Origin of the sequence: Pseudidiomarina salinarum (assembly GCF_000753715.1) — a bacterium.
Lineage (GTDB): Bacteria > Pseudomonadota > Gammaproteobacteria > Enterobacterales > Alteromonadaceae > Pseudidiomarina > Pseudidiomarina salinarum.
The window spans coordinates 18,127-39,439 of sequence record NZ_JPER01000010.1 but is presented as its reverse complement, the minus strand read 5'-3'; the positions used below and the strand labels follow the sequence as shown (position 1 = coordinate 39,439).

Annotated in this window: 16 protein-coding genes; 4 read left to right on the top strand and 12 right to left on the bottom strand. The window is 54.2% G+C overall.

The window, feature by feature from the left end; genetic code table 11:
* Positions 1–46: 46 nt before the first annotated feature.
* Positions 47–1,132 (bottom strand): energy transducer TonB, encoded by a 1,086-nt coding sequence (locus tag IDSA_RS11570; protein WP_034777202.1) that lies wholly within the window; start codon positions 1,130–1,132, stop codon positions 47–49.
* A gap of 220 nt (positions 1,133–1,352) precedes the next feature.
* Between IDSA_RS11570 and IDSA_RS11565 the strand changes: the two genes are divergently transcribed.
* Entirely contained in the window at positions 1,353–2,927 is a 1,575-nt protein-coding gene (locus tag IDSA_RS11565; protein WP_034777200.1) for an AbgT family transporter, read from the top strand.
* Here IDSA_RS11565 and IDSA_RS11560 read toward each other — a convergent pair.
* The 3 genes from IDSA_RS11560 to IDSA_RS11550 are packed head-to-tail and all read right to left on the bottom strand — an operon-like array spanning position 2,924 to position 6,787.
* On the bottom strand, positions 2,924–4,120 hold the full coding sequence (locus tag IDSA_RS11560) for a multidrug effflux MFS transporter (RefSeq protein WP_051986255.1): 1,197 nt from the start codon (positions 4,118–4,120) through the stop codon (positions 2,924–2,926). The genes IDSA_RS11565 and IDSA_RS11560 overlap by 4 nt on opposite strands.
* A 1-nt stretch (position 4,121) precedes the next feature.
* Positions 4,122–5,858, bottom strand: a complete 1,737-nt coding sequence (locus IDSA_RS11555; RefSeq protein WP_034777198.1) for a bifunctional metallophosphatase/5'-nucleotidase — start codon at positions 5,856–5,858, stop codon at positions 4,122–4,124.
* On the bottom strand, positions 5,855–6,787 hold the full coding sequence (locus tag IDSA_RS11550; protein ID WP_034777196.1) for an isopenicillin N synthase family dioxygenase: 933 nt from the start codon (positions 6,785–6,787) through the stop codon (positions 5,855–5,857). Before IDSA_RS11550 ends, IDSA_RS11555 begins: the two co-directional genes overlap by 4 nt.
* Positions 6,788–6,933: 146 nt before the next feature.
* On the opposite strand from IDSA_RS11550, the gene argE reads away from it, so the two are divergent.
* Entirely contained in the window at positions 6,934–8,094 is a 1,161-nt protein-coding gene (argE, locus tag IDSA_RS11545; RefSeq protein WP_034777194.1) for an acetylornithine deacetylase, read from the top strand.
* On the opposite strand, the gene rnhB is transcribed toward argE, so the two are convergent.
* A complete protein-coding gene (rnhB, locus tag IDSA_RS11540; RefSeq protein WP_034777192.1) occupies positions 8,095–8,676 on the bottom strand; it encodes a ribonuclease HII in 582 nt (193 codons plus the stop codon).
* 78 nt (positions 8,677–8,754) lie between these two features.
* On the opposite strand from rnhB, the gene IDSA_RS11535 reads away from it, so the two are divergent.
* Together IDSA_RS11535 and IDSA_RS11530 are read left to right on the top strand one after the other, a co-directional pair.
* A complete protein-coding gene (locus tag IDSA_RS11535) occupies positions 8,755–10,296 on the top strand; it encodes an AbgT family transporter (protein WP_084694129.1) in 1,542 nt (513 codons plus the stop codon).
* A 1-nt stretch (position 10,297) separates the two neighbouring features.
* The gene (locus tag IDSA_RS11530) at positions 10,298–11,077 is read left to right on the top strand and encodes an SDR family oxidoreductase (protein WP_034777190.1); all 780 of its coding nucleotides are present in this window, start codon (positions 10,298–10,300) and stop codon (positions 11,075–11,077) included.
* Between the two features lie 15 nt (positions 11,078–11,092).
* Here the strand turns inward: IDSA_RS11530 and IDSA_RS11525 are convergent, their stop codons facing one another.
* From IDSA_RS11525 to IDSA_RS11495, 7 genes are all read right to left on the bottom strand, one after another.
* Positions 11,093–12,685 (bottom strand): dihydrolipoyllysine-residue acetyltransferase, encoded by a 1,593-nt coding sequence (locus IDSA_RS11525; RefSeq protein ID WP_034777188.1) that lies wholly within the window; start codon positions 12,683–12,685, stop codon positions 11,093–11,095.
* 14 nt (positions 12,686–12,699) lie between these two features.
* Complete coding sequence (locus IDSA_RS11520; RefSeq protein WP_034777186.1) at positions 12,700–13,677, bottom strand: alpha-ketoacid dehydrogenase subunit beta; 978 nt, start codon at positions 13,675–13,677, stop codon at positions 12,700–12,702.
* A complete protein-coding gene (locus tag IDSA_RS11515; protein ID WP_051986256.1) occupies positions 13,677–14,876 on the bottom strand; it encodes a thiamine pyrophosphate-dependent dehydrogenase E1 component subunit alpha in 1,200 nt (399 codons plus the stop codon). The genes IDSA_RS11520 and IDSA_RS11515 overlap by 1 nt, the downstream gene beginning before the upstream one ends.
* 119 nt (positions 14,877–14,995) lie before the next feature.
* A complete protein-coding gene (astE, locus tag IDSA_RS11510) occupies positions 14,996–15,991 on the bottom strand; it encodes a succinylglutamate desuccinylase (protein WP_415752605.1) in 996 nt (331 codons plus the stop codon).
* A gap of 41 nt (positions 15,992–16,032) precedes the next feature.
* Positions 16,033–16,764 (bottom strand): DUF599 domain-containing protein, encoded by a 732-nt coding sequence (locus tag IDSA_RS11505; protein WP_034777182.1) that lies wholly within the window; start codon positions 16,762–16,764, stop codon positions 16,033–16,035.
* Between the two features lie 78 nt (positions 16,765–16,842).
* A complete protein-coding gene (locus IDSA_RS11500; protein ID WP_084694128.1) occupies positions 16,843–20,073 on the bottom strand; it encodes an efflux RND transporter permease subunit in 3,231 nt (1,076 codons plus the stop codon).
* A gap of 15 nt (positions 20,074–20,088) precedes the next feature.
* Complete coding sequence (locus tag IDSA_RS11495; RefSeq protein ID WP_232221310.1) at positions 20,089–21,297, bottom strand: efflux RND transporter periplasmic adaptor subunit; 1,209 nt, start codon at positions 21,295–21,297, stop codon at positions 20,089–20,091.
* Positions 21,298–21,313 lie beyond the last annotated feature (16 nt).

The window sequence follows — 21,313 nt, the reverse complement described above, 5'->3', positions numbered from 1 at the left end:
AAACCGGGTCCATGGACCCGGTTTTTTTATGAGCTGCTATTGGTGCTTATTTTATCTGGAACTGCAGTTTGACCGTGCGCCCTGTGGTAGCCACCGGCTCGCCGTCGACCACACGAGGTGCAAATCGCCATTGCTCCAGTGCCTCTAAGCCGGTTTTGGTAAAGCCGCTGTTTGAAGACTCGAGCACCTGCGCGTTCTGGACAAAGCCTAGTTCATCGATGTCATAGCTAACCTTAATCTCCCCTTCAACCCGGCGCTGAACCAGCAATCGCGGATATCGTGGATTCACCCGATACAGTGGTGTCGGTTCCCGTTCATCCTGAATACCATAGCCCATTTTTGCGATGGCCAGACAATGGGCCGTCGCTTCGTCGCTCTTGCCTTGCTGCTCAAGAAAATAAACTAAGCGGGCATGACTCATGTACTTGGCCGTCACCAGTGCAGATGGCAGCTTACTCTCATCTGCAGCGGCAACTTTTTTAAACCGCTTGATCGCCTCATTCTGCTCTTTTCTCGCTTCGAGGTAGCGTCCGGCATGGAAGTTGGCCAGCAGGGCCAGTTCGTGCTCAGCGCCAAAACGCTCTTCCGCGGTGTCGGCAAATCTCACTAAGTCGCGGCTAACGGGGCTGCCGATGCGTAGTAAATGCGCCGCAGCCTCAATTTTAGCGCGTAGCATATGCTCGGGCTGCTGCTCTATGTGGGCGTCAGCAATTGTAACCAGCTCCTCATAATAATCTTTAGTCGCCTCTAAATTGTGCGTACTAAGCGCGACCAATAACGCATCGATCAGTTCCGGAGCATTCTGACCGTACTCTTTACGGGATACAGCGAGGATCTCCCCAGCTAATTGCTGCGACCGCTCTGAGCGTACAGCATCGTTATTCAGCAAAGTCAGGTAATTAATTTTCAGAATAGCGGTACTGATATCATCGGCACCAAAATATTCGATGCCAGACAGATAGGCCTGCTCCGCCAGGGCCGCGAGTTCCCGGTCTGACAGATTTGCATCTAAGGCCTGTTGATAGGCGGTATAATCTTGTTCAAACACCGACTTAGCCTGTTCGTCAGCTATTGCGGGGATTATCGCTAGCAATAACGCCGTGGCCAGCACCGCTTTAGATAATTTCGCCATATGTTACGTCTCAGTAAATTGTTACTGGAATGTAGCAAAACTACCATTTGACCGACGTTGATTCAAACAAAATTTCAACTTTTAGTCCGGGTTTCTGCCGCTTTCATTCGAATTTTTCCTGCTGTTTTGCTAATCGAAGCGGCATTGCGCCTGTAGCGCCGTTTTTTTTGGTGTACAATCCGGTCTTTACTTATAACTATAACTCAGGAGCCGGAGCTGCATGAAGCAACCACAACCATCCGCTGACACCGGTAAACGCGGAGCTTTTACACGTTTTCTGGACACCGTTGAATGGCTGGGTAATCTACTCCCCCACCCCATTACATTATTCGCCCTGTTTGCCATCGCTGTTGTTGTTGGCAGCGGTATTGCCGGCTATTTCGGCTTAAGCGCGCAGGACCCACGCCCGGGCGGCGGCGTTATCGAGGTTGTCAGCCTGCTCAACGCTGAAGGCCTGCAACGCATTGTCACCGGCCTGGTCACCAACTTCACCGGCTTTACCCCCTTAGGCACCGTGCTGGTCGCCTTATTAGGTGTGGGTATCGCTGAACGCTCCGGCCTGCTTTCGGCCCTGATGCGGGCGCTGGTGATGAACGCCCATCCACGCATGGTCACTGTTGCCGTGGTGTTTGCCGGCGTTATCTCCAATACCGCAGCTGAGCTCGGTTATGTGGTACTGGTGCCGTTATCGGCGATGATCTTCCATTCCCTTGGCCGGCATCCGCTGGCCGGTCTGGCAGCAGCGTTCTCGGGTGTCTCCGCCGGTTACAGCGCTAACCTGCTGATCGGTACCGTGGATCCGCTCTTAGCAGGTATCACCACCAAGGCAGCGAACCTCATCGATCCGACCTATTACGTCGGCCCGGAAGCCAACTGGTACTTCATGATTGTATCCACCTTCCTGATCGCGGCGATGGGTACTTTTGTAACGGAAAAAATCGTTGAGCCAAAGCTGGGTAAATATGATCCAGACGAAGCCAGCATTAACCTTTCAGATCAGAAAATCGAAAAGCTGACCGCTATCGAGAAGAAAGGCCTGATCGGCGCTGGTATTGCCTTTTTAATCATGGGGCTCATTCTGGCCCTGACCATTGTTCCTGAATGGGGTGTGCTGCGTAATCCGGAAACCGGCGATGTAGCAGGTTCTCCTTTCCTTAAAGGCATTGTCGCCTTTATCTTTATTACCTTTGCCATCCCGGGCTATGTATACGGCCGCATCACTAAGGTTATGCGCAGCGATCGGGATGTCATTGACGCGATGTCCGACAGTATGAGCACCATGGGCATGTACATCGTGCTGGTGTTCTTCGCGGCGCAGTTTGTTGCCTTCTTCGGCTGGACTAACTTCGGCAGCATCTTCGCGGTGAAAGGCGCCACCTTCCTGCAGGAAATTGGCCTGACCGGGCCGTCGGTATTCCTGTTGTTTATTCTGATGTGTGCTTTCGTTAACCTGATGCTGGGCTCGGCCTCGGCCCAGTGGGCCATTACCGCGCCTATCTTTATACCTATGCTGATGCTGATTGGCTACGCACCGGAAGTGATTCAGGCGGCCTACCGTATTGGTGACTCGGTAACCAATATCATTACGCCGATGATGAGTTATTTCGGCTTAATACTGGCGGTGGCCGCGCGCTATAAGAAGGATATCGGGATAGGAACCCTGATTGCGACCATGTTGCCCTACAGCATCATGTTCCTGATTGGCTGGACTATTCTGTTCTTCGTATGGGTATTCGCGCTGGATATGCCGGTTGGTATCAACACCCCAACCTACTATCCGAACCCGAATCCTTAAGGGTTAAGCGGTTTTCGTAGCAGGCGGTAAATAATCAGTGAGCTGATGCCGCAACCGCCTGTTACGAACACCATCGCCAGGGGATCATAATGCCCCAGCGCATTCACCAGCGCCGACACTAACCCGGCGATAAGAAACTGCAAGCTACCTGTTACCGCCGAAGCAGAGCCCGCCCGGGCTTGCTGCTCAGCCAGCGCACAGGCCATGGCATTCGGGAATACCATCCCCAGGGTGCTGATATATAAAAACACCGGTACCACCACGCCCCAGAAACCCCAACTGAAGTAACCACTGGCCATCAATACCAGGCTGATGAAGCCCAGCAGCGGCAGCGATTTGTTCAGGATTTTGCGCGGATCCCGGCGTTTGAGCAGCCAGCCGTTCAGCTGCGCCATGCCGATAATACCTACCGCATTGGCACCGAACAGCCAGCTGTACAGCGTCGGCGACAGGTTAAAGTGCTCAATGAACACCAGCGGTGACGCCACTATGTAGGTAAATAACCCCGACTGCGCCACCCCACCCGCCAGTGAATAGCGTAAAAACGACGGATCTTTAAGTACCTTCCAGTAAATGGGCAGGCTGCCGCTGATGCGTACGCTCTTATCAGGTAACCGGCTTTCCGGCAGGCGGATATGCACAATCACCATGCAGGCCACCGCCAGCGCGGCAATAATTACAAAGATCGCCTGCCAGCCGAACGCTGCCGTCACATAGGCCCCTGCCAGCGGTGCCAGTATGGGCGCGATGCCCATCACCAGGATCAGAAACGAAAACACCTGGGCCGAGGCCTGGGGCGTGTAGAGATCGCGCACCATGGCGCGGGCAATCACCAGCCCGGCGCACGAGCCGATGGCCTGAAAGAAGCGCAGCACAATCAGGCTCTCGAGGTTGGGCGCGAAGGCACAAGCCAGCGACGTAATAATATAGAGCGTGAGGCCAAAATAGAGCGGCGGTTTGCGGCCGTAGCGATCAGAAACCGTACCGTATAACAGCTGGCCAATGAACAGCCCCATGAAGAACGAGGTCAGCGACAATTCAATGCGGTTGGATTCGGTATTGTAGCTGGCGGCGATATCACCAAATGCCGGCAGATACATATCGATGGATAGTGGCCCGAACGCCGTTAACAGCGCCAGCACCACGACCGTTAAATCAAAGCGCGCTTGATCAGAGACCGGCCGCGTGGTCATCCTATTCGGCCGGTGGAATATAGAGTTGGGTACTGTGCGACTCAGGTCGGGTGATACGCTGCTGCGCCCGGGCCCAGTCGACGAACGACTGCGCATAGTTTACAAAGGTATCGGTTACCCGGCCGTCGGCATTGATTTCCGCCAGTAACTTCCAGCCATCGCTGCCCAGCGCCAGAAAACTGTTGGTGACCATGGTGTAGGTCTGGCTATCGTCGGGGCGCTGCCACTGGCCATCTTGGTTAATTTCCAGGTTGCTGATCCGCTCGCCGCTGGTCGCGGTCATATCCACATCAAACCGGATGCCGGCACCATGGGGATAAGCCCCATCTGAACCGCCTTCGGACAACGCATAAGCCAGCGCCTGCTCTAACAGGGTGCGCAGTTCGGCGCCGGTAATCTCAACCGTCACCAGGGTATTGGAAAACGGCAGCAGCCGGTACACGTCGGCAATCGTCAGCGGGCCTGCAGCGATTTCATTACGTACCCCGCCGCCGTTCTGCAGCGCGAAATCCGCTTGTGGGGCGCTGAACAGAAAGGCCTCAGCGACCAGCCGGTGGGCATCAGACTGACGGCCGATTCCGCAGCCCGGTGTAGTCGCCACGCCCAGCCGCTTCATGCACATGCGTTGTTCCACCTGCGCGATGGACTGCGTGGTCATTTCTTCCAGTTGTTGCTGAAATTCTGCCAGTAGCAGCAGACTCGCTTTATCTTCGGCAACCGCAGTGAAATGCAGCAGCGCTTTAATGACTTCGGGGGCTTCTTCACTTACCAGCAAATGCGGCTGGCCACCGCAATGGCTCACCTGGTCGCCGATAAAATCGATCACCAACTCACCCACTATCTGCGTGTATTCGCCAGCGTGAGCAATACAAACGGGTGCGCCGTCACGGTTCATGGTTTGCGCCGGGTACGGGCCGTCCTGATCCAGGCCATAGGCGGCATAATCGCCCAGCCAGGTGTGGGAATCCCCGCCGATAATGAAATCCACCGCCGGCAGCTTCTGCGCCAATTCCAGATCACTACTGAACTGAATATGTGTCAGCAGGCCAATCTTCTCTATGCCCAACTGGCGTAGCTCATCAACATAATAAGCAGCGGTAGTATATTCGTCCGCGAATTCAGTGGTGGCATCAGGCATTGAGGATTGCTTGGTTTTCACCGCGATATCCAGACCGATAATGCCAACCTTCTCGTCACCGAACTGATAAACGGCGTAAGGCTTAAAGCTGTCCCAGCGGGTTTTCGGGGTTAACGGTGATACGCCCACTTCGGGCATCACGTTCGCGCCCAGTACCGCCGTTGCGCAGTCGCTCATCGCCAGCGCGTTGAGGAAGGTCTTTAAGCCCGCGTCACCGTTATCAAACTCATGATTGCCCAGCGCCATGGCATCAAAGCAGGCCTGGTTCATCAGGGCCGCATCCGCGACCCCTTCAAACACGGTATAAAACAAGGTGCCGCTGATGGCATCGCCGGCGTGCAGTGCCAGCATATTGTCATGACGCTTACGGATGGCATCAATCTGCGTGACCACGCGCGGAAAACCACCGGTTTCGATGCGGTGCGTTTCGCCGTCAACCGTTACTGAGGTGCGCTTAGCCGGCTGCAGGTTCGAGTGATGGTCATTAATATGGCCGATTGCCAGCTGAAAGGCGCCGCCCGTTTCGGGTTGCGCGTTGTGCTGGGCACAGGCGGCGAGAACCAGGCTCGCCGCCAACAGTGGAATCAGCCGCAATCTCATTTCACCAGCCCGATTTCACGCAGGCGTTCCATCAGGTACTCATGGGAACTGATAGGCGCGAAGTGCTGTGGGTTTTCTTCCGTAATGCAGCTTTTCAGTGGCGTGATCATCACGTCGGGATTGAAATGCAGGAAAAACGGAATCGAATAGCGTGAACGACGGCTATACGGCTCCGGCGGATTCACGACCCGGTGCGTGGTCGACGGCAGCACACGGTTGGTCATACGTTGCAGCATATCACCGACGTTACAGATAATAGCGCCTTCGATAATGGTTACCGGAATCCAGCTGCCATCGCGCGCCAGCACTTCCAGACCTGGTTCACGTGAACCCACCAGCAAGGTCAATACGTTGATGTCCTCGTGGGCACCGGCCCGCACCGATGGCGTGCCTTTATCGACGATCGGCGGATAATGCAACGGCCGCAAAATCGAGTTGCCCAGGTTTACTTTATCGTTGAAGAAATCCCGCGGCTGCTTCAGGTACACCGCCAGTGCTTCCAGCACCTGCAGGCCCAGCGCATCCAGTGCGTCGTAAAGTTTCAGGATCTTAGTCTTAAATTCCGGCAACTCTTCCGGAAATACATTAGGCGTTAATTCAGGAAACGGCGGCTCGCCTTCAATTTCCCGGCCAACGTGCCAGAATTCTTTCAGATCCACATGTTTGGCGTCTTTGGCTATTTCAGTACCAAATGGCGTGTAGCCACGTGCACCGCCGCCACCCGGAATATGGTATTTGTTTTTCACATCAGCCGGCAGATCGAATAAGTCGCGGCTGATATCCAGCGCCTCTTCGATCAACTGCTGGTCCACGCCATGATTGGTTAACGCCACAAAGCCATTAGCTTCGTAACCAGCCCCCACATGCTGGGCAAAGTCATCAAAATTCTTGCCGTACAGGCTCATATCAATATGCGGAATGGATTTCATAAGGTCGTTGTCCGGGAATCTGAGAGAACAGGGGTATATGCTATGAATTTACGGTCTTAATCACAACCAAAAACTAGCTTATGCCAGCAATTAAAATCAGCTATGCTAAAGAAAAATATACCCCTGCAGTCTGGAGAGCCGTTTTTATGTCACAACTTCCGAAGTTCCGGCAAATGTATCGCGAACTCATCGCCATTCCGTCCATTTCCGGCATAGGCGATGTACCCTGGGATACCAGCAACCAGCCGGTAGTGGAAAAAATTGGCAACTGGCTGCAGACCCTCGGCTTTCAGATTGCCATCCAGGAGCTTGACCGGCAGCGAGGCAAATTCAATATGCTGGCCCGCTATACCCCGGAAGGCTGCACCAGTGGTGGCCTGTTGCTCTCCGGCCATACCGACACCGTCCCCTGGGATCAAGGCCGCTGGACCCGTGATCCTTTTCAGCTACATGAAGACGAAGACAAACTCTACGGCCTGGGCACAGTGGATATGAAAGGTTTCTTTGCCTTTGTGCTGGAGACCCTGCGGGATATGGATTTATCTAAGCTGAAAAAACCCATTTACGTATTGGCCACCGCCGACGAAGAAACCAGCATGGCGGGCGCCCGTGAGCTGGGCCGCTTTGAAAATCTGAAGCCGGACTATGCCATTATCGGCGAACCGACGTCGATGACGCCGGTGATCATGCACAAAGGCCATCTGAGCGAAGCCATCCGGGTAACCGGCAAAAGCGGCCACAGTTCAGACCCATCCGCCGGCGTGAATGCCATCGAAGTTATGCACGACGTGATCAGTGAATTACGTGAACTCCAGAAAGACTTCAAAACCCGTTATACCAACGACGAATTTAAGATCCCCTACCCGACCCTTAATTTTGGTTCCATTCAGGGTGGTGACGCGGCCAACCGTATCTGCGCCTGTTGCGAGCTGCATATTGATTTGCGGCCACTGCCGGGGATGTCGATGAACGATTTGTACGGGCTGATTGATAAGCGCCTGGATGAAGTGAATCAGAAATATCCCGGCGCCGTGTGCCTGAACCACCTGCACGAGCCGATAGCCGGTTTCCGCTGCGATCCCAATGCCTCTATTGTTGAACTGGCAAAAGAAATCACCGGCAACCAAGCGACACCAGTGAATTACTGTACTGAAGCGGGTTTTATTCAGGAGCTCGGCTGCGAGACCATTGTTATGGGGCCAGGCTCAATTGAACAGGCCCATCAGCCCGATGAATTTATCCGGCTTAAAGAAGTGGATCCGGCATTAAAGCAACTGCGCCAGATGATCCAGCGCGTCTGCATGTAATTAACCGGCTTTTATCTTCATCATGCGTTCGGCAGCCCGGGCCACCGGGCTGAAACTCATGCGATGAATAGGTGACGGTCCGTATTGTTCAAGTAAAGCCAGATGCGCTTGCGTCGCATAGGCTTTATGACGGGCAAAGTCGTACTGCGGATAGTGCTCGTGCCATTCCACCATCTGCCGATCGCGTTCCACCTTAGCAAGAATTGACGCCGCACCAATGCAGGCTTCCAGGCAGTCCCCACCGATTATGGTGCGGGCCGGTACGGTAAGTTTCGGCATCCGGTTCCCGTCCACCAGCACCATGGCCGGCGGCACCGGCAACGCTTCCACGGCGCGACGCATGGCCAGCAATGCCGCCTGCTGGATATTAATTTCGTCTATCTCGGCCGGGTCGCACTGGGCAATCGCCCAGTACAGCGCGTGCTCTTTAATGAGCGCACTGAGTTCTTCCCGGTGCCCCACGGTGAGCTTTTTCGAGTCGGTAATCCCGTCGATAGGCCGGTCGGGATTCAGTATAACCGCTGCCGCGACGACCGGGCCGGCAAGCGGGCCACAGCCCGCTTCATCAGTTCCACAAATCATATTGGCTCTTGTTGTTGTCCAGTTATTGGGTATGATACTTTCGTCGCAACCATAATAACAATAGAAAAAGGCTAAGTTATGTCTGAATCTACCGGAATGCTCAACCGTTTGCTCGACAAAGTCGAGAAGGTCGGGAACAAACTACCCGACCCGGCCGTGATGTTCTTCGGCTTGTTGCTCATCGTCTGGGCATTTAGTTTCCTGCTCTCTGGCATCGAATTTGATGCAGTCCATCCGCTTACTGGCGAAAACGTCGGCGTAAATAACCTGCTCAGCGGTGGCGAAATGGCCGCCTTCCTGGCGAGTATGGTCAATACCTTTATGGGCTTTGCGCCCTTAGGCGTGGTGTTAGTCGCTATGCTGGGTGTTGGTGTTGCCGAACGCAGTGGCTTTATCAATGTGGCCATCAAGCTGATGCTTAACGTGACGCCCAAGGTCCTGCTTACGCCGGTACTGATTCTGGTGGCCATTGTCAGCCATACCGCGGTTGACGCCGGTTACGTGCTGGTTATCCCGCTCGGTGGTGTGATTTTCTACGCTGCCGGCCGCCATCCGCTGGCAGGTATCGCCGCAGCTTTTGCCGGCGTTTCCGGTGGTTTCAGCGCCAACTTCGTGCCATCAGCCATCGACCCGTTACTGCAGGGCTTTACGCAAAGTGCCGCGCAGATTCTGGACCCGGCGATTCAGCTGAATCCGCTTAACAACTACTTCTTCACCTCAGCTTCATCAATCATTGTGGTGCTGGTGGGCTGGTATCTGACCGATAAGGTCATTGAGCCGCGCCTGAAAAACACGCCGGTAGATGGCGATGAAGAAGATATCCCAGTCATTGATGAGGTGACCCCGCGCGACCGTAAAGCCTTTTATAGTGGCGTACTGACTATGGTCGTTGGTCTGGGCCTGTTGTTCTTCTGGACCATCCAGGACAACACCCCGCTGGCTGATCCGCGCACCGGTGAACTTGCCTCGTTCGGCGCGCCTCTGATGCAGATGATCGTACCGCTGATCTTCCTGTTATTTGCGATTCCCGGCATTGTGCATGGCTATGTGGCCGGCACCTTTACCAACTCGCAGGATGTTGTGGGCGCCATGACCAAATCCATGGAAGGCATGGCCTACTACATGGTCATGGCCTTCTTCTGTGCGATGTTCATCAAAGCTTTCGGTGATTCCAACCTGGGTACCCTGTTGTCGATTAAAGGCGCTGGTTTCCTGAGTTCGCTGGCGTTGTCCGGTGGTGTCACTATGGTCGGCATGATTATCCTGGTCGCCTTTATCAACATCTTTGTGGGTTCAGCGTCAGCCAAGTGGGCACTGATTTCGCCTATCTTCGTACCTATGCTGATGCAGATGGGCTACTCGCCTGATTTAACCCAGGCGGCCTACCGCGTCGGTGATTCCATCAGTAACATCATCACCCCGCTGCTGCCCTACTTCCCGTTAGTGGTGTTGTATTGCCAGCGCTACGTGAAAAACACCGGTATCGGTTCACTGGTCGCCCTGATGTTGCCGTTCACTGTCAGCTTAATGGTGATCTGGTCAGCCTTCCTGATCATTTACTGGATGATCGGCATTCCGTTAGGCTTCCAGTCTAACTATATGTATCCGGCAGCTGGCTGAGATGTTTCAGGGTAAGAAAGTCTGGTTAACCGGGGCATCGTCAGGCATTGGCCTGGCGCTTGCCCGGCAGCTCGCCGAGGCCGGGGCTCAGTTGATTCTGACCTCGCGCCGTCCCGAGGTGCTCGAAGAGGTTCGCCGGAGTCTGGCTAACCGCGACGATCACCGCGTGCTGCCGCTGGATTTAGCTCACCCTGAACAAGCCGCTGAAACCGCCCGCAAGGCGCTTGATGGTGAGGTTATCGATATCCTCATCAACAACGCTGGCGTATCACAGCGCAGTCGCGTAATCGATACCGACCTCGCCGTTTACCGGCAATTAATGGAAATCGATTACTTTGCCGTGGTTGCCCTGACCAAACTGGTGCTGCCAGGCATGCTGGAGCGCCGCTCAGGACAAATTGTGACGGTATCCAGTGTAGCGGGCAAAGTCGGAACAAAACTCCGTAGCGGCTACGCAGGGGCCAAATTCAGCGTACTGGGCTTTATGGACTGTCTGCGGGCAGAAACGGCAGATCAGGGGATTATAGTTACCTCGGTGCTACCGGGCTTTATCAATACGCAGGTTGCGCACAATTCGTTGACGGGGGATGGCACTGCCCTGGGTCATGAAGACCCGGACAATGCCGGTGGTATCTCACCTGAGCAGTGCGCGCTAATTTCGCTTAAGGCCATCGCCGACGGTAAAGCTGAAGTCGTTGTCGGTTCCGGCCTGTCGAAGCTCGCGCCCTTTCTGCAACGCTTCGCACCAGGTCTGGTGCGCCGCATGGTCGCAAAAAGGTAATCCGCGCGAGGCGGATTACACCATGTGGACCAGCATTGACGTTGGATCTTCAAGAAACTCCTGCCAGCGCTTATTAAAGCGGGCAATAGTGCCGCCATCAATAATACGATGATCGCCAGACCAGCTGGCCGTCATGATCTTGCGGGCAACCACGTTGCCGTTCGCATCAAAACGCGGTAGTTCCTGCACCTTACCCAGCGCCACAATAGCCGCTTCCGGCTTATTGATAATAGGCGTTGCGACAGTGCCACCAATCACACCAATGTTTGAAATGCTGATGGTGCCGCCTTTCATGTCGTCCTGGGCTACCCGGCCTTCACGTGCCGCATTGGTCAGGCGCGTTACTTCATTGGCAATATCAATGATGCTCTTGTTCTGTACCTGCTTGATGTTCGGTACCAGCAAGCCGATTTTGGTATCCACGGCCATACCGATATTGTGATCATCAAAGTAAGTCAGCTCAGTGCAGTCATCATTCACCTGGGCGTTCATGATCGGGAATTCTTTGATCGCCAGTGACAGCGCCTTGATAAAGAACGGCATCATGGTGATGCGCACGCCTTCGTCTTTAAAGCGCTCTTTTAGTTGCTTCTGCAGTGCGATAACTGCCGTCAGATCAAACTCATCGGCGTAGGTAAAGTGCGGGATGGTGCTGACGGACTTCATCATCGCCTTCGCCATCGCTGCTTTCACGCCGCGAATCGCTTCGGTGCGCTTACCACCTGCCACAAAGCCTTTGGCTTCGCCACGGGTCTGGGCTGCAGTGTCTGCCTTACCGGCCGGAGCCTGTTGCGCGCCGCCGTCAGCGAATTTCTGCACGTCTTCTTTCATCACGCGACCTTTCGCGCCTGAGCCCTGCACCTGGCTGATATCAATATCCAGCTCACGGGCGCGGCGACGGACTGCCGGGCTGGCAATCGCCTTGCCCTGGCGTACCGGCTCGGCCACCGTTTGCGCAGGCTGGGCCGCGGTAGACGGCGCTTTGACCTGCTTGCTGGTGTCTGCTGCGCCTTTGTCTTCTCCGCCTTCAGTGCGGATAGCGAACAGCGGTTCATGAACTTTGGCGGTATCGCCCTTCTGGTAATACAGTTTCTCAACGACGCCGCTTTCTTTGGCGGGGATCTGCACCAGGGCTTTGTCAGTCATAACATCAACCACCGGCTGATCTTCTTCGACCACGTCGCCTTCCTGCACCTGCCATTCAACGATTTCGCATTCAACGATACCTTCGCCGATATCCGGCAGAATGAAATCCGTGACTGACGAACCCGTTGCAGCCGTCGGCTGGCTATTTTTCTCTTCAGCGGGTGACGAGGGGGCCGGGGCTTTGGTTTCCGGCCTGGCTTCAGTTACGCCAGAGTCATCGCCATCGGCGGGCTCAACGGCGAACAGCGGCTCGTGCACCTTGGCAATATCACCCTGCTTATAATACAGCTTAGTCACCACGCCATCTTCTTTGGCCGGGATCTGTACCAGGGCTTTGTCGGTCATCACGTCAACCACTGGCTGATCTTCTTTGACAGTGTCGCCTTCTTCTACCAGCCATTCTACGATTTCACACTCAACGATGCCTTCGCCGATATCGGGTAAAATAAAATCTTTACTCATGCGTAACGGCCCTCTTAATAGGTCATCGAAGCTTTAATGGCTTCGTAGACTTTCAGATGATCAACAAAGTACTCTTTTTCGTGACACAGCGGATACGGGGTATCCAGGCCGCAGACACGGGCAATCGGTGATTCCAGATATAAGAAGCAACGATCCTGAATCGAAGCCGCAACTTCACTGGCGAAACCATTCGTCAGGGGTGCTTCCTGGGTAACCACCAGGCGGCCGGTTTTCATCACCGACTCAGCCACGGTATCGATATCCCATGGCAGGATGCTGACCAGGTCGATGACTTCGCAGTCGATGCCGTCTTCAGCGGCTTTTTCAGCGGCTTTCTCAGCGATCTCAACTTGCGCGCCCCAGGCCAGTACAGTGATGTCTTTGCCTTCTTTGACGATGTCAGCTTTACCCAGCTCCAGGTAGTACTCTTCTTCCGGCACTTCGCCGGTCGAGGCACGGTACAGGCGCTTCGGTTCCATGAACAGTACCGGGTTTTTATCAAAAATCGCGCTCAGCAACAGGCCTTTTGCCATGTGCGGATTCCGCGGCATAACAATCTTAAGGCCCGGCGTATGGGCAAAATAGGCTTCCGGTGACTGCGAATGATAGTGTCCGCCAGCGATACCGCCGCCGTACGGCGTACGTATGGTCAGGCCGCCAACGTTGAATTCGTTCCCTGAGCGGTAGCGGAACTTCGCCGACTCATTCACGATCTGGTCAAAGGCCGGGAAAATATAGTCGCCAAACTGGATCTCTGCCACGGCGTAGCTGCCCTGTGAGGCCAGGCCATTAGCAAAACCAAGGATGCCCTGCTCAACCAGCGGGGTATTAAAGTTACGATGCCGGCCATACTTCTCGGTTAAACCGGAAGTGGCACGGAATACGCCGCCGAAAGCGCCGGTATCTTCACCAAAACTGTACACGTTGTCGTGTTTGGCCATTGCGATATCGAGCGCATTATTGATGGCCTGTAGTAAATTCATCTTTGCCATTAGTCGTTACCCCCTTCCAGCCGCGATGCGGTTTTTGGATACGCATCCGGATATTTGCGGATGTGTTCTTTCAGCTCTTTCAGTTGCTTCTGCAACTGCTGAGGCGGGGTATCGTAAACGTCAGTAATAAGTTCATCGATATGCGGAGCCGGGTATTTTTCAGCTTCTTTCAGTGCTGCCAGCACCGCCGCTTTCTTCTCGGCAAAAATTTCGTCTGCGTCTTTCTCGGTTAACCATTTCTTCTTGATTAGCCAGGTCTGGAAGCGGGCAACCGGATCTTTGGCACGCCAGGCGGCTTCTTCTTCGCGGGTACGGTAGCCAGTCGGGTCATCAGACGTCGAGTGACCAGCCATACGGTAGGACATGCCTTCAATCAGCACCGGCTCGTTCTCTTCCACGGCCAGTTTCCGGGCCAGTTGCGTTGCTTTATAAACCGCGAGCACATCGTTACCGTCAACCCGGATTGTCTTCATGCCATAGCCGATACCGCGTGGCGCGATGCCATCACCGGCATACTGCTCGCCCTGCGACGGCGTAGAGATGGCGTAGCCATTGTTCCGGCAGAAGAAAATAACCGGCACTTTGTAAACCGCTGCCATGTTCAGCGCGGCATGGAAGTCGCCTTCTGAAGCGGCGCCTTCACCAAAGTAACAAATGGTACAGGTACCGGTTTTATCCATCTTCTGGCCATAGGCGTAACCGGTAGCCTGCGGAATCTGCGTGGCCAGCGGTGACGCTATGGTCATAAAATTCAGGTCGGCACAGCCATAATGCACGGGCATCTGGCGGCCTTTACCCAGATCGCGTTCGTTTGAGAACAACTGATCCATAAACTGCTCAACGGTGAAACCGCGATAGGCTAAGGCGCCCTGCTCACGGTACTGGCCCATGATCATGTCGCCGTCATCCAGCGCCGCGGCAGAACCTATACTGGCTGCTTCTTCACCCAGAGACGACAGATAAAAGCTGATCCGTCCCTGCCGCTGGGCAGCAATCATGCGCTCATCCAGAATGCGGATAAACTGCATGGTGTCGAAAATCTTCAGTGCTAAATCTTTGTCCATTTCAGGTGCGTCTGCGCCTTTATGAACCGTGCCGTCCTCTTTGAGGATCTGCAGCATCGGGATCTTCAGTGCGCTGGCATCTAAAAACGATGGTTGCGTCACGATCTCGAGCTGGTGTTGTTTATCCTTCGCCATAGCTTTCTCGTTCTCGGAGTTCATTGGGAATTTTGGGTTGTAAAATTGCGCTCACTTTACCTTTACGTCAACCGACATGCAAATGAGCAACGCCTTAAAAATTGCTTCAGGCCGCTAAGTCAGACCAGTTCCAGCTGATCTAACGGCAGCTCCACCACCGTCAGTAATGCCCGCTGGCCGATGGCAACATCCGCGTTCGGGAAGATGATGCGCTCGCCGGGTTGCTCAACGTGATACTCCACGCTCTCATCAACTGCCAGCAGGTAACCTTGTTCAAACTCGGTAAAGTTGGCCACATCACCCGGAAAGTTTAGTCGGAAGCCTTGCTGTGTGCGATTAATTGTTCGGTACACGTCAAAAATAGTGTGCCGGGTAGCGTCAAACGCTGGTAAATCCAGTTGATCCTGGCTAATCAGCTTACGGAACATGCGATCGGCATCGGCAAAACGGCTCATATCGTTCTCACCAAAGGGCCGCACTTTACCAAGCTCTACCGTGAAAGCATCGGCGCCGTGGCTTCTGACGCTGTAGTAAGAGAAGGTCGTAGTCGGTGCCTGATTTAATAAGATGGTGGTAACACCGCACTCAGCTAAAAACGTCAGCTGTTCTTTTTTGTAAGGCCCACCATGGGTGAACGGATAGACCGCAAATTTTTCGTATGCTGAATCACGGATAGCCGTGTGCAGGTCATAGTGCAGCCGCTGCCGCTTACCATCCGCCGGCGCTTCATTATAAAACTTAGTCACATAGCTTTCGATGTCCGCCGCGCGCTTGTGCTCAGGCGTATCACCGCTTTTATGGGCGCCACTGAACAGCCGGTTCATATTGTAGTCGACAAAGCGTTTGCCAATCATGATGGCCTGGGGGTTGCCGATCAGAAACAAGGTACGCTGACGTAACTGCAGCTTGCCGCTGAAAATATCGTGCAGCATGTCACGCACCATCTCAATCGGTGCGGTTTCATTACCATGAATGGCGCAGGACAGGATCACATCTTTGCTGCCCGGCTGCGCGGGAGTCAGCGCAAATACACCGTAATCCCAGAACTCAACCCGGGTGCCATCGTCCAGTTCGCCGCTGTCGCCCGGCTCAGGCCAGGACGCGGGCGCACCCACCTTTTGCGTGGTCCAGTCGAGAACATCAAAATCGTCAAACGTCACTCAGCGGCTCCTTCTTTTTTTATTGGGCCCGGCTCCAGACCTTTGGTCGCCAGCAAGGCGCGTAATACGGTCGAGCGGAATTCGCGCCGGTACAACACCCCCAGCACTATGGTGGTCGCCACCATAAAGGCTATCGGATGCAGGAACCAGCACATAAATGCGAGAGCAAAGTAGTAGGCACGCAGCCCGTTATTGTATTCATGTCCGGCCTGATCAAACACCTTGGCCGCCTGCCGCGCAAACACATCGCGCTGCTCGTCGGTAAATTCAGTACTGCGATATTGCGGCGCCACCCCAACCAGCACCGAGACGAAACCAAACTGACGGATGGCCCAGGTAAACTTAAAGAATGCGAACACGAAAATGAGCGCCAGGCCAGCCAGCTTAAATTGTACTTTTTCAGGAGAGGTATCGGCAGTAAAAGGCAGTGAATGCAACACTGTGACCATGTTATCAGCAGCTGATAATACCGTCAGCACACCGGCCAGCACCAGCACCGTGGATGAGGCAAAAAATGTAACCGTTCGCTCGACGTTACCAAGCAGCGCAGCGTCGGCAATCTGATGCTCTTTGCGCGATAGCGTGGTCATCCAGTCCACCCGCAACTGCCGCAGAATATTGGACAGACTATGCGTACTGCGGGCTCTGAGACGGGCGAACTGAGTATAGCCAATCCAGACCACCAGATAGAACGTCAGGGCAATAAGATCGTTCAGGGCCATATTCATGATGCTACCTTCCTCAGCTGAAGTGGCAGCGACGCCTGTCGCTGCCGGGTATATCAGTTTAAGGTCAGTAGTTTACCATTATGTGACCGAATTTTGATCTTCTCTTTTCGGCTCACTTGATTCCAGCACTTCCGGTGGCTTCGCCAGCCCGTACCAGGAAAACATGGTACGGGTACCGCGGGTGAAGTCATCCAGTACCAGGTACAGACACGGAATCAACAGCAGGGTAATGACGGTCGCAAACAGAATACCGAATGCCAGTGACACCGCCATCGGGATAACCATCTTCGCCTGCAGGCTCTTCTCGAGCACTATCGGCAGCAGACCAAAAAAAGTCGTCAGCGAGGTGAGTATGATTGCCCGGAAACGAGCCGCACCGGCGTCAACTACTGCCTTACGCAGGCCGGTGCCGGCCCTGCGCGCCTGGTTCACATAATCCACCATGACCAGCGAGTCATTCACCACCACCCCGGCCAGCGCGATAATACCGAACAGACTCAGAATGGAGATGGGCAGACCCAGTATCCAGTGGCCAATCACGGCGCCGATCATACCAAACGGAATAACCGACATAATGATGAGCGGCTGGCTATACGATTTCAGCGGTATCGCCATCAGCGCATAGATAGCAAATAAAGCGAGCAAGAAACCAATAGCCAGCGAGTTGGTTGCTTCAGCTTCGTCCTGTGAAGCACCTTCCAGTTTCGAACCAACCGCAGGGTATTTATCGAGAATTTCCTGCAATGGCCCGGCTTGCACCTGGCGCACAATTTCAAACGGCTCAACCTGGTCTTTATTAACCCGCGCCCGTACGTTCACTGAGCGCTCACGGTTAATCCGCGTAATGGTGTTATAGCCTTGCGAGAACTCGATCTCCGCCAGCTCGGTGAACGGCACCATACCGCCATCTTCCGTGCGTAGTTTCATATCCTCAAGGTTACCAACCGACTGCCGCTCAGATAGCGGATAGCGAACCATTACCCGCACTTCCTCATCACCGCGCTGAATACGTTGGGCCTCAGCGCCATAGAAGGCGTAACGAACCTGGGTGGCGAGTTCTGACAAGGTAATGCCCAGCGCATTAGCCAATGGCTTGAGTTTAAGTACGATTTCATCGTTCCCTTCACCGAAGGTATCTTCGATATCAAAGACCCCTTCGTAGCCACCAAGCACCTGCTTTAACTCGCGGGACGCAGCGGCGAGCTGATCCAGATCGTCGCCGGTCAGCTGAAACTCAACATCAAAGCCGCTACCACCGCCGATACTGCCCTGGAAGTTCAGGTTTTTGACACCGGCGATTTCAGGCACGTTCTCGCGCCAGCGGTTCACTACGGCAAAGCCGTCAATCTGCCGATCTTCACCTTTTTTCAGCTCCGTCATCAGGCTGCCGCCACCGGAACTGCTCATCCACATATTGGTGTGGCGTACCACGCCATCGCCTTCTTCCTGCTCAATTTCTGCGTCAACTTCCAGCAGTGCGTCATGGATGGTCTGCAGCGCCTGGATAGTTGCTTCTTCCGACGAGCCAGGCTGCATCTCAACCCGCGCCTGCACGAAGTCACTGGGAATATCCGGAAAGAATACCCAGCGCACCACACCGCCACTGATGAGGCCAATCATCAGAATGAACATGGCGATAAAGGTTGCCAGGGTGGTATAGCGATAACGCAGGCACTTTTTCAGGAACGGCATGTAATACCGCACCACAAAAACTTTCAGACTGTCCGATATTTTGTTCCGGGTGCGTTGGAAGGCGTTCAGCTTCTCGCCGCGGCCCCGCGAAAACTTCATGTTCGCTATATGGGCCGGCAGGATTAACTTGGATTCAATCAGCGAGAACGCCAGCGCCAGAATCACCACCAGCGCGATAGACTGCCAGATGGTTCCCATGCCGCCGTCAACCATCAGCATGGGAATAAAGGCCACCATGGTGGTGAGCACCCCGAAGGTGGCAGGAATCGCCACCCGCTTTGCACCAATGACCACATTTGCCGTCGACTTGCCGTTCTTCTCAATTTCCGAATAGGCGCTCTCGCCTATGACTATGGCATCGTCCACCACGATACCCAGCACCAGAATAAAACCAAATAACGAAATCATGTTGATGGAGATACCCATCACCGGCATCATCGCAATGGTACCCAGGAAGCAAATCGGGATACCGATCATCACCCAGAATGCCAGCCGCAACTGCAGGAACAGCGATAACATCAGGAATACCAGCAAGCCCCCGCTGACCATATTGCCGAGCATCAGATCGAGACGATCCTGCAGGTAATAGGACGAATCACCCCAATGCGCTACATTCACATTCGGCGGTAACTCTTTTTGCTTGCGCTCAATATAATTACGGACAGTTTCTGCCGCTGCCAGATCGCTCTGATCGCCAACGGAGTTTACCCGCACAAAAGTGGCTGACTTGCCGTCGAACTGGGTAAAGCGACGACGCTCAATAAAACCATCTTTGACCTGGGCGATATCACCCAGGGTCAGGCGCGTACCGTCCGGGCGGTTGATCAGCACAATCTTATCGAACTCAGCGCCAACGTAGGCCTGGTTACTGGCGCGCAGCAGAATATCGCCGTTGGGCGTACGAATGGAACCACCGGCCACATCAATCGATGTTCCCCTCACCGCATTCACAATCTGCTGGAAGGTCAGGTTGTAGCGCTGCAGATCGGATTCTGAAATTTCAATTGAAATCTCGTAATCGCGATCGCCAACTACATCAACTTTGGTAATACCCGAGGCTTTTTTAAGGTCATCACGGATGGATTTCGCCAGCTCTTTTTGCGCCACTTCACTGAGATCACCATAGACGCTGATCCAGATCACCTGCCGCTGCGGCCGGGCCCGGTATATGTTCGGGCTTTCAATTTGTTGCGGAAAGTTCGGTATGGCATCGACCAGCATCTTCACTTCGTCCATGACGATTTGCGGATCATAATCACTTTGTACTTCAACCGAGACCGAGCCACCGCCTTCGCGGGCGGTCGACACAATACGCTCAACGCCATCGACATCTTCAATGGCGTCTTCAATCAGTATCAATACGCCCTGTTCTACTTCCTGCGGCGCGGCACCGGGGAACGGCACCTGAATACTGATCATATTCAGTTCCACTTCAGGGAACATCTCTTTGCGTACCTGGGTTACCTGGAACAGACCCGCAAAGACGATTAATAGCATTAACAGGTTGGCGGCAACCGTATTATTTGCCCACCAGGCGATAAGCCCTTTTTGTTCCGGCGGGATCGGCGCTGGCGGATTGGTCGGCAGATCAGGCCCTTTTGGTGTCGAATCACTCATAGGTAAGGCTCCTGATTAATTACTGCCGACAGCGGCGCTGTCGTCAGATTCACTGGCCGGGGTTTCTTGATTTTCCTCAGGCAAAGGATCGCCTGGCAGCCGCACTTTCATTCCGACCAAGGCGTTAGATAGCTGCGTTAATACCACTTTGTCGCCAGGCTGCAGGCCTTCATCGACGTATATTGTATTAGCTTCGGCGCGCAACACACTCACATCACGCATGCTCAGGCGGCGATCTTCATCCACCACCCATAGTTTGCCGGTAGTGGTTAATGCGTAGCGCGGCAGGGTATAAACCTGTTCGGCTTCGACACCTTCGATGTTCAGCTGTACAAAGCGGCCAAAGCGCAGTGGTGTTTCATGGGTCTGGCCGGCGCGGTTGTACGGGTCTTTGACCTCAACCACGCCATAGATAACCCGGCTGGCCGGATCCAACACGCCCTCGGTACGCACCAGTCGTCCCATCCAGCTGTGACGCTGGCCAGCGACATCCGAATAGAGTTCAACTTCAGGTAATTCTTCCAGCCCCAGGGTGTTGCCAATTTCCGGCAGTTCCAGATAGGAAATATCACGGTCACTCAGCGGCACACGAACTTCTGCTATGTTGGTGCTCATGATCTGTCCGATCTGCGAGTTCATCGACACGAACTGACCCAGATCAACATTTTTACTTTGTAGCAACCCATCAAATGGCGCTTTAATTTCAGTACGGGCCAGGTCCCGCTCTGCTTTAGCAACTGCGGCCTCTGCCGATTGTACTGCAGCAACAGCACTGGCTACCTGTGGCTTACGCAGGCCCAAATCCGGGATTTCACCCATCTGCAACGATTCCCATTCTTCTTTGGCCACCTGAGCACGGGCGCTCTCTTCGGCAAGATTCGAGCGCGCCTGGGCAAGATTGGCCTTCGCGCTTTGTACCGCTACCCGATAATCAGAAGGGTCGATGCGTAATAACACGTCGCCTTTTTTAAAAAAGCCACCGGCAACGAAGTTATCGGCCATATCAATAACCTGTCCGGTGACCTGGGCGACTAATGTGGTACTGTTACGCGCTTCAACGTTACCTTGTCCTGCCACCAGGAAATTGACATCCTCAGGCTGAACTTCTTTGACCTCCACCAGTACGGCGGGTCGGATAGTTTCACGTTTGGGCGGTTCCGGACGCATACTCACTAAAACAACAACCAGTAAGATGGCGACCAGAATAATCGCGGGGGGTAACAAAACTCGTTTCTTAAAA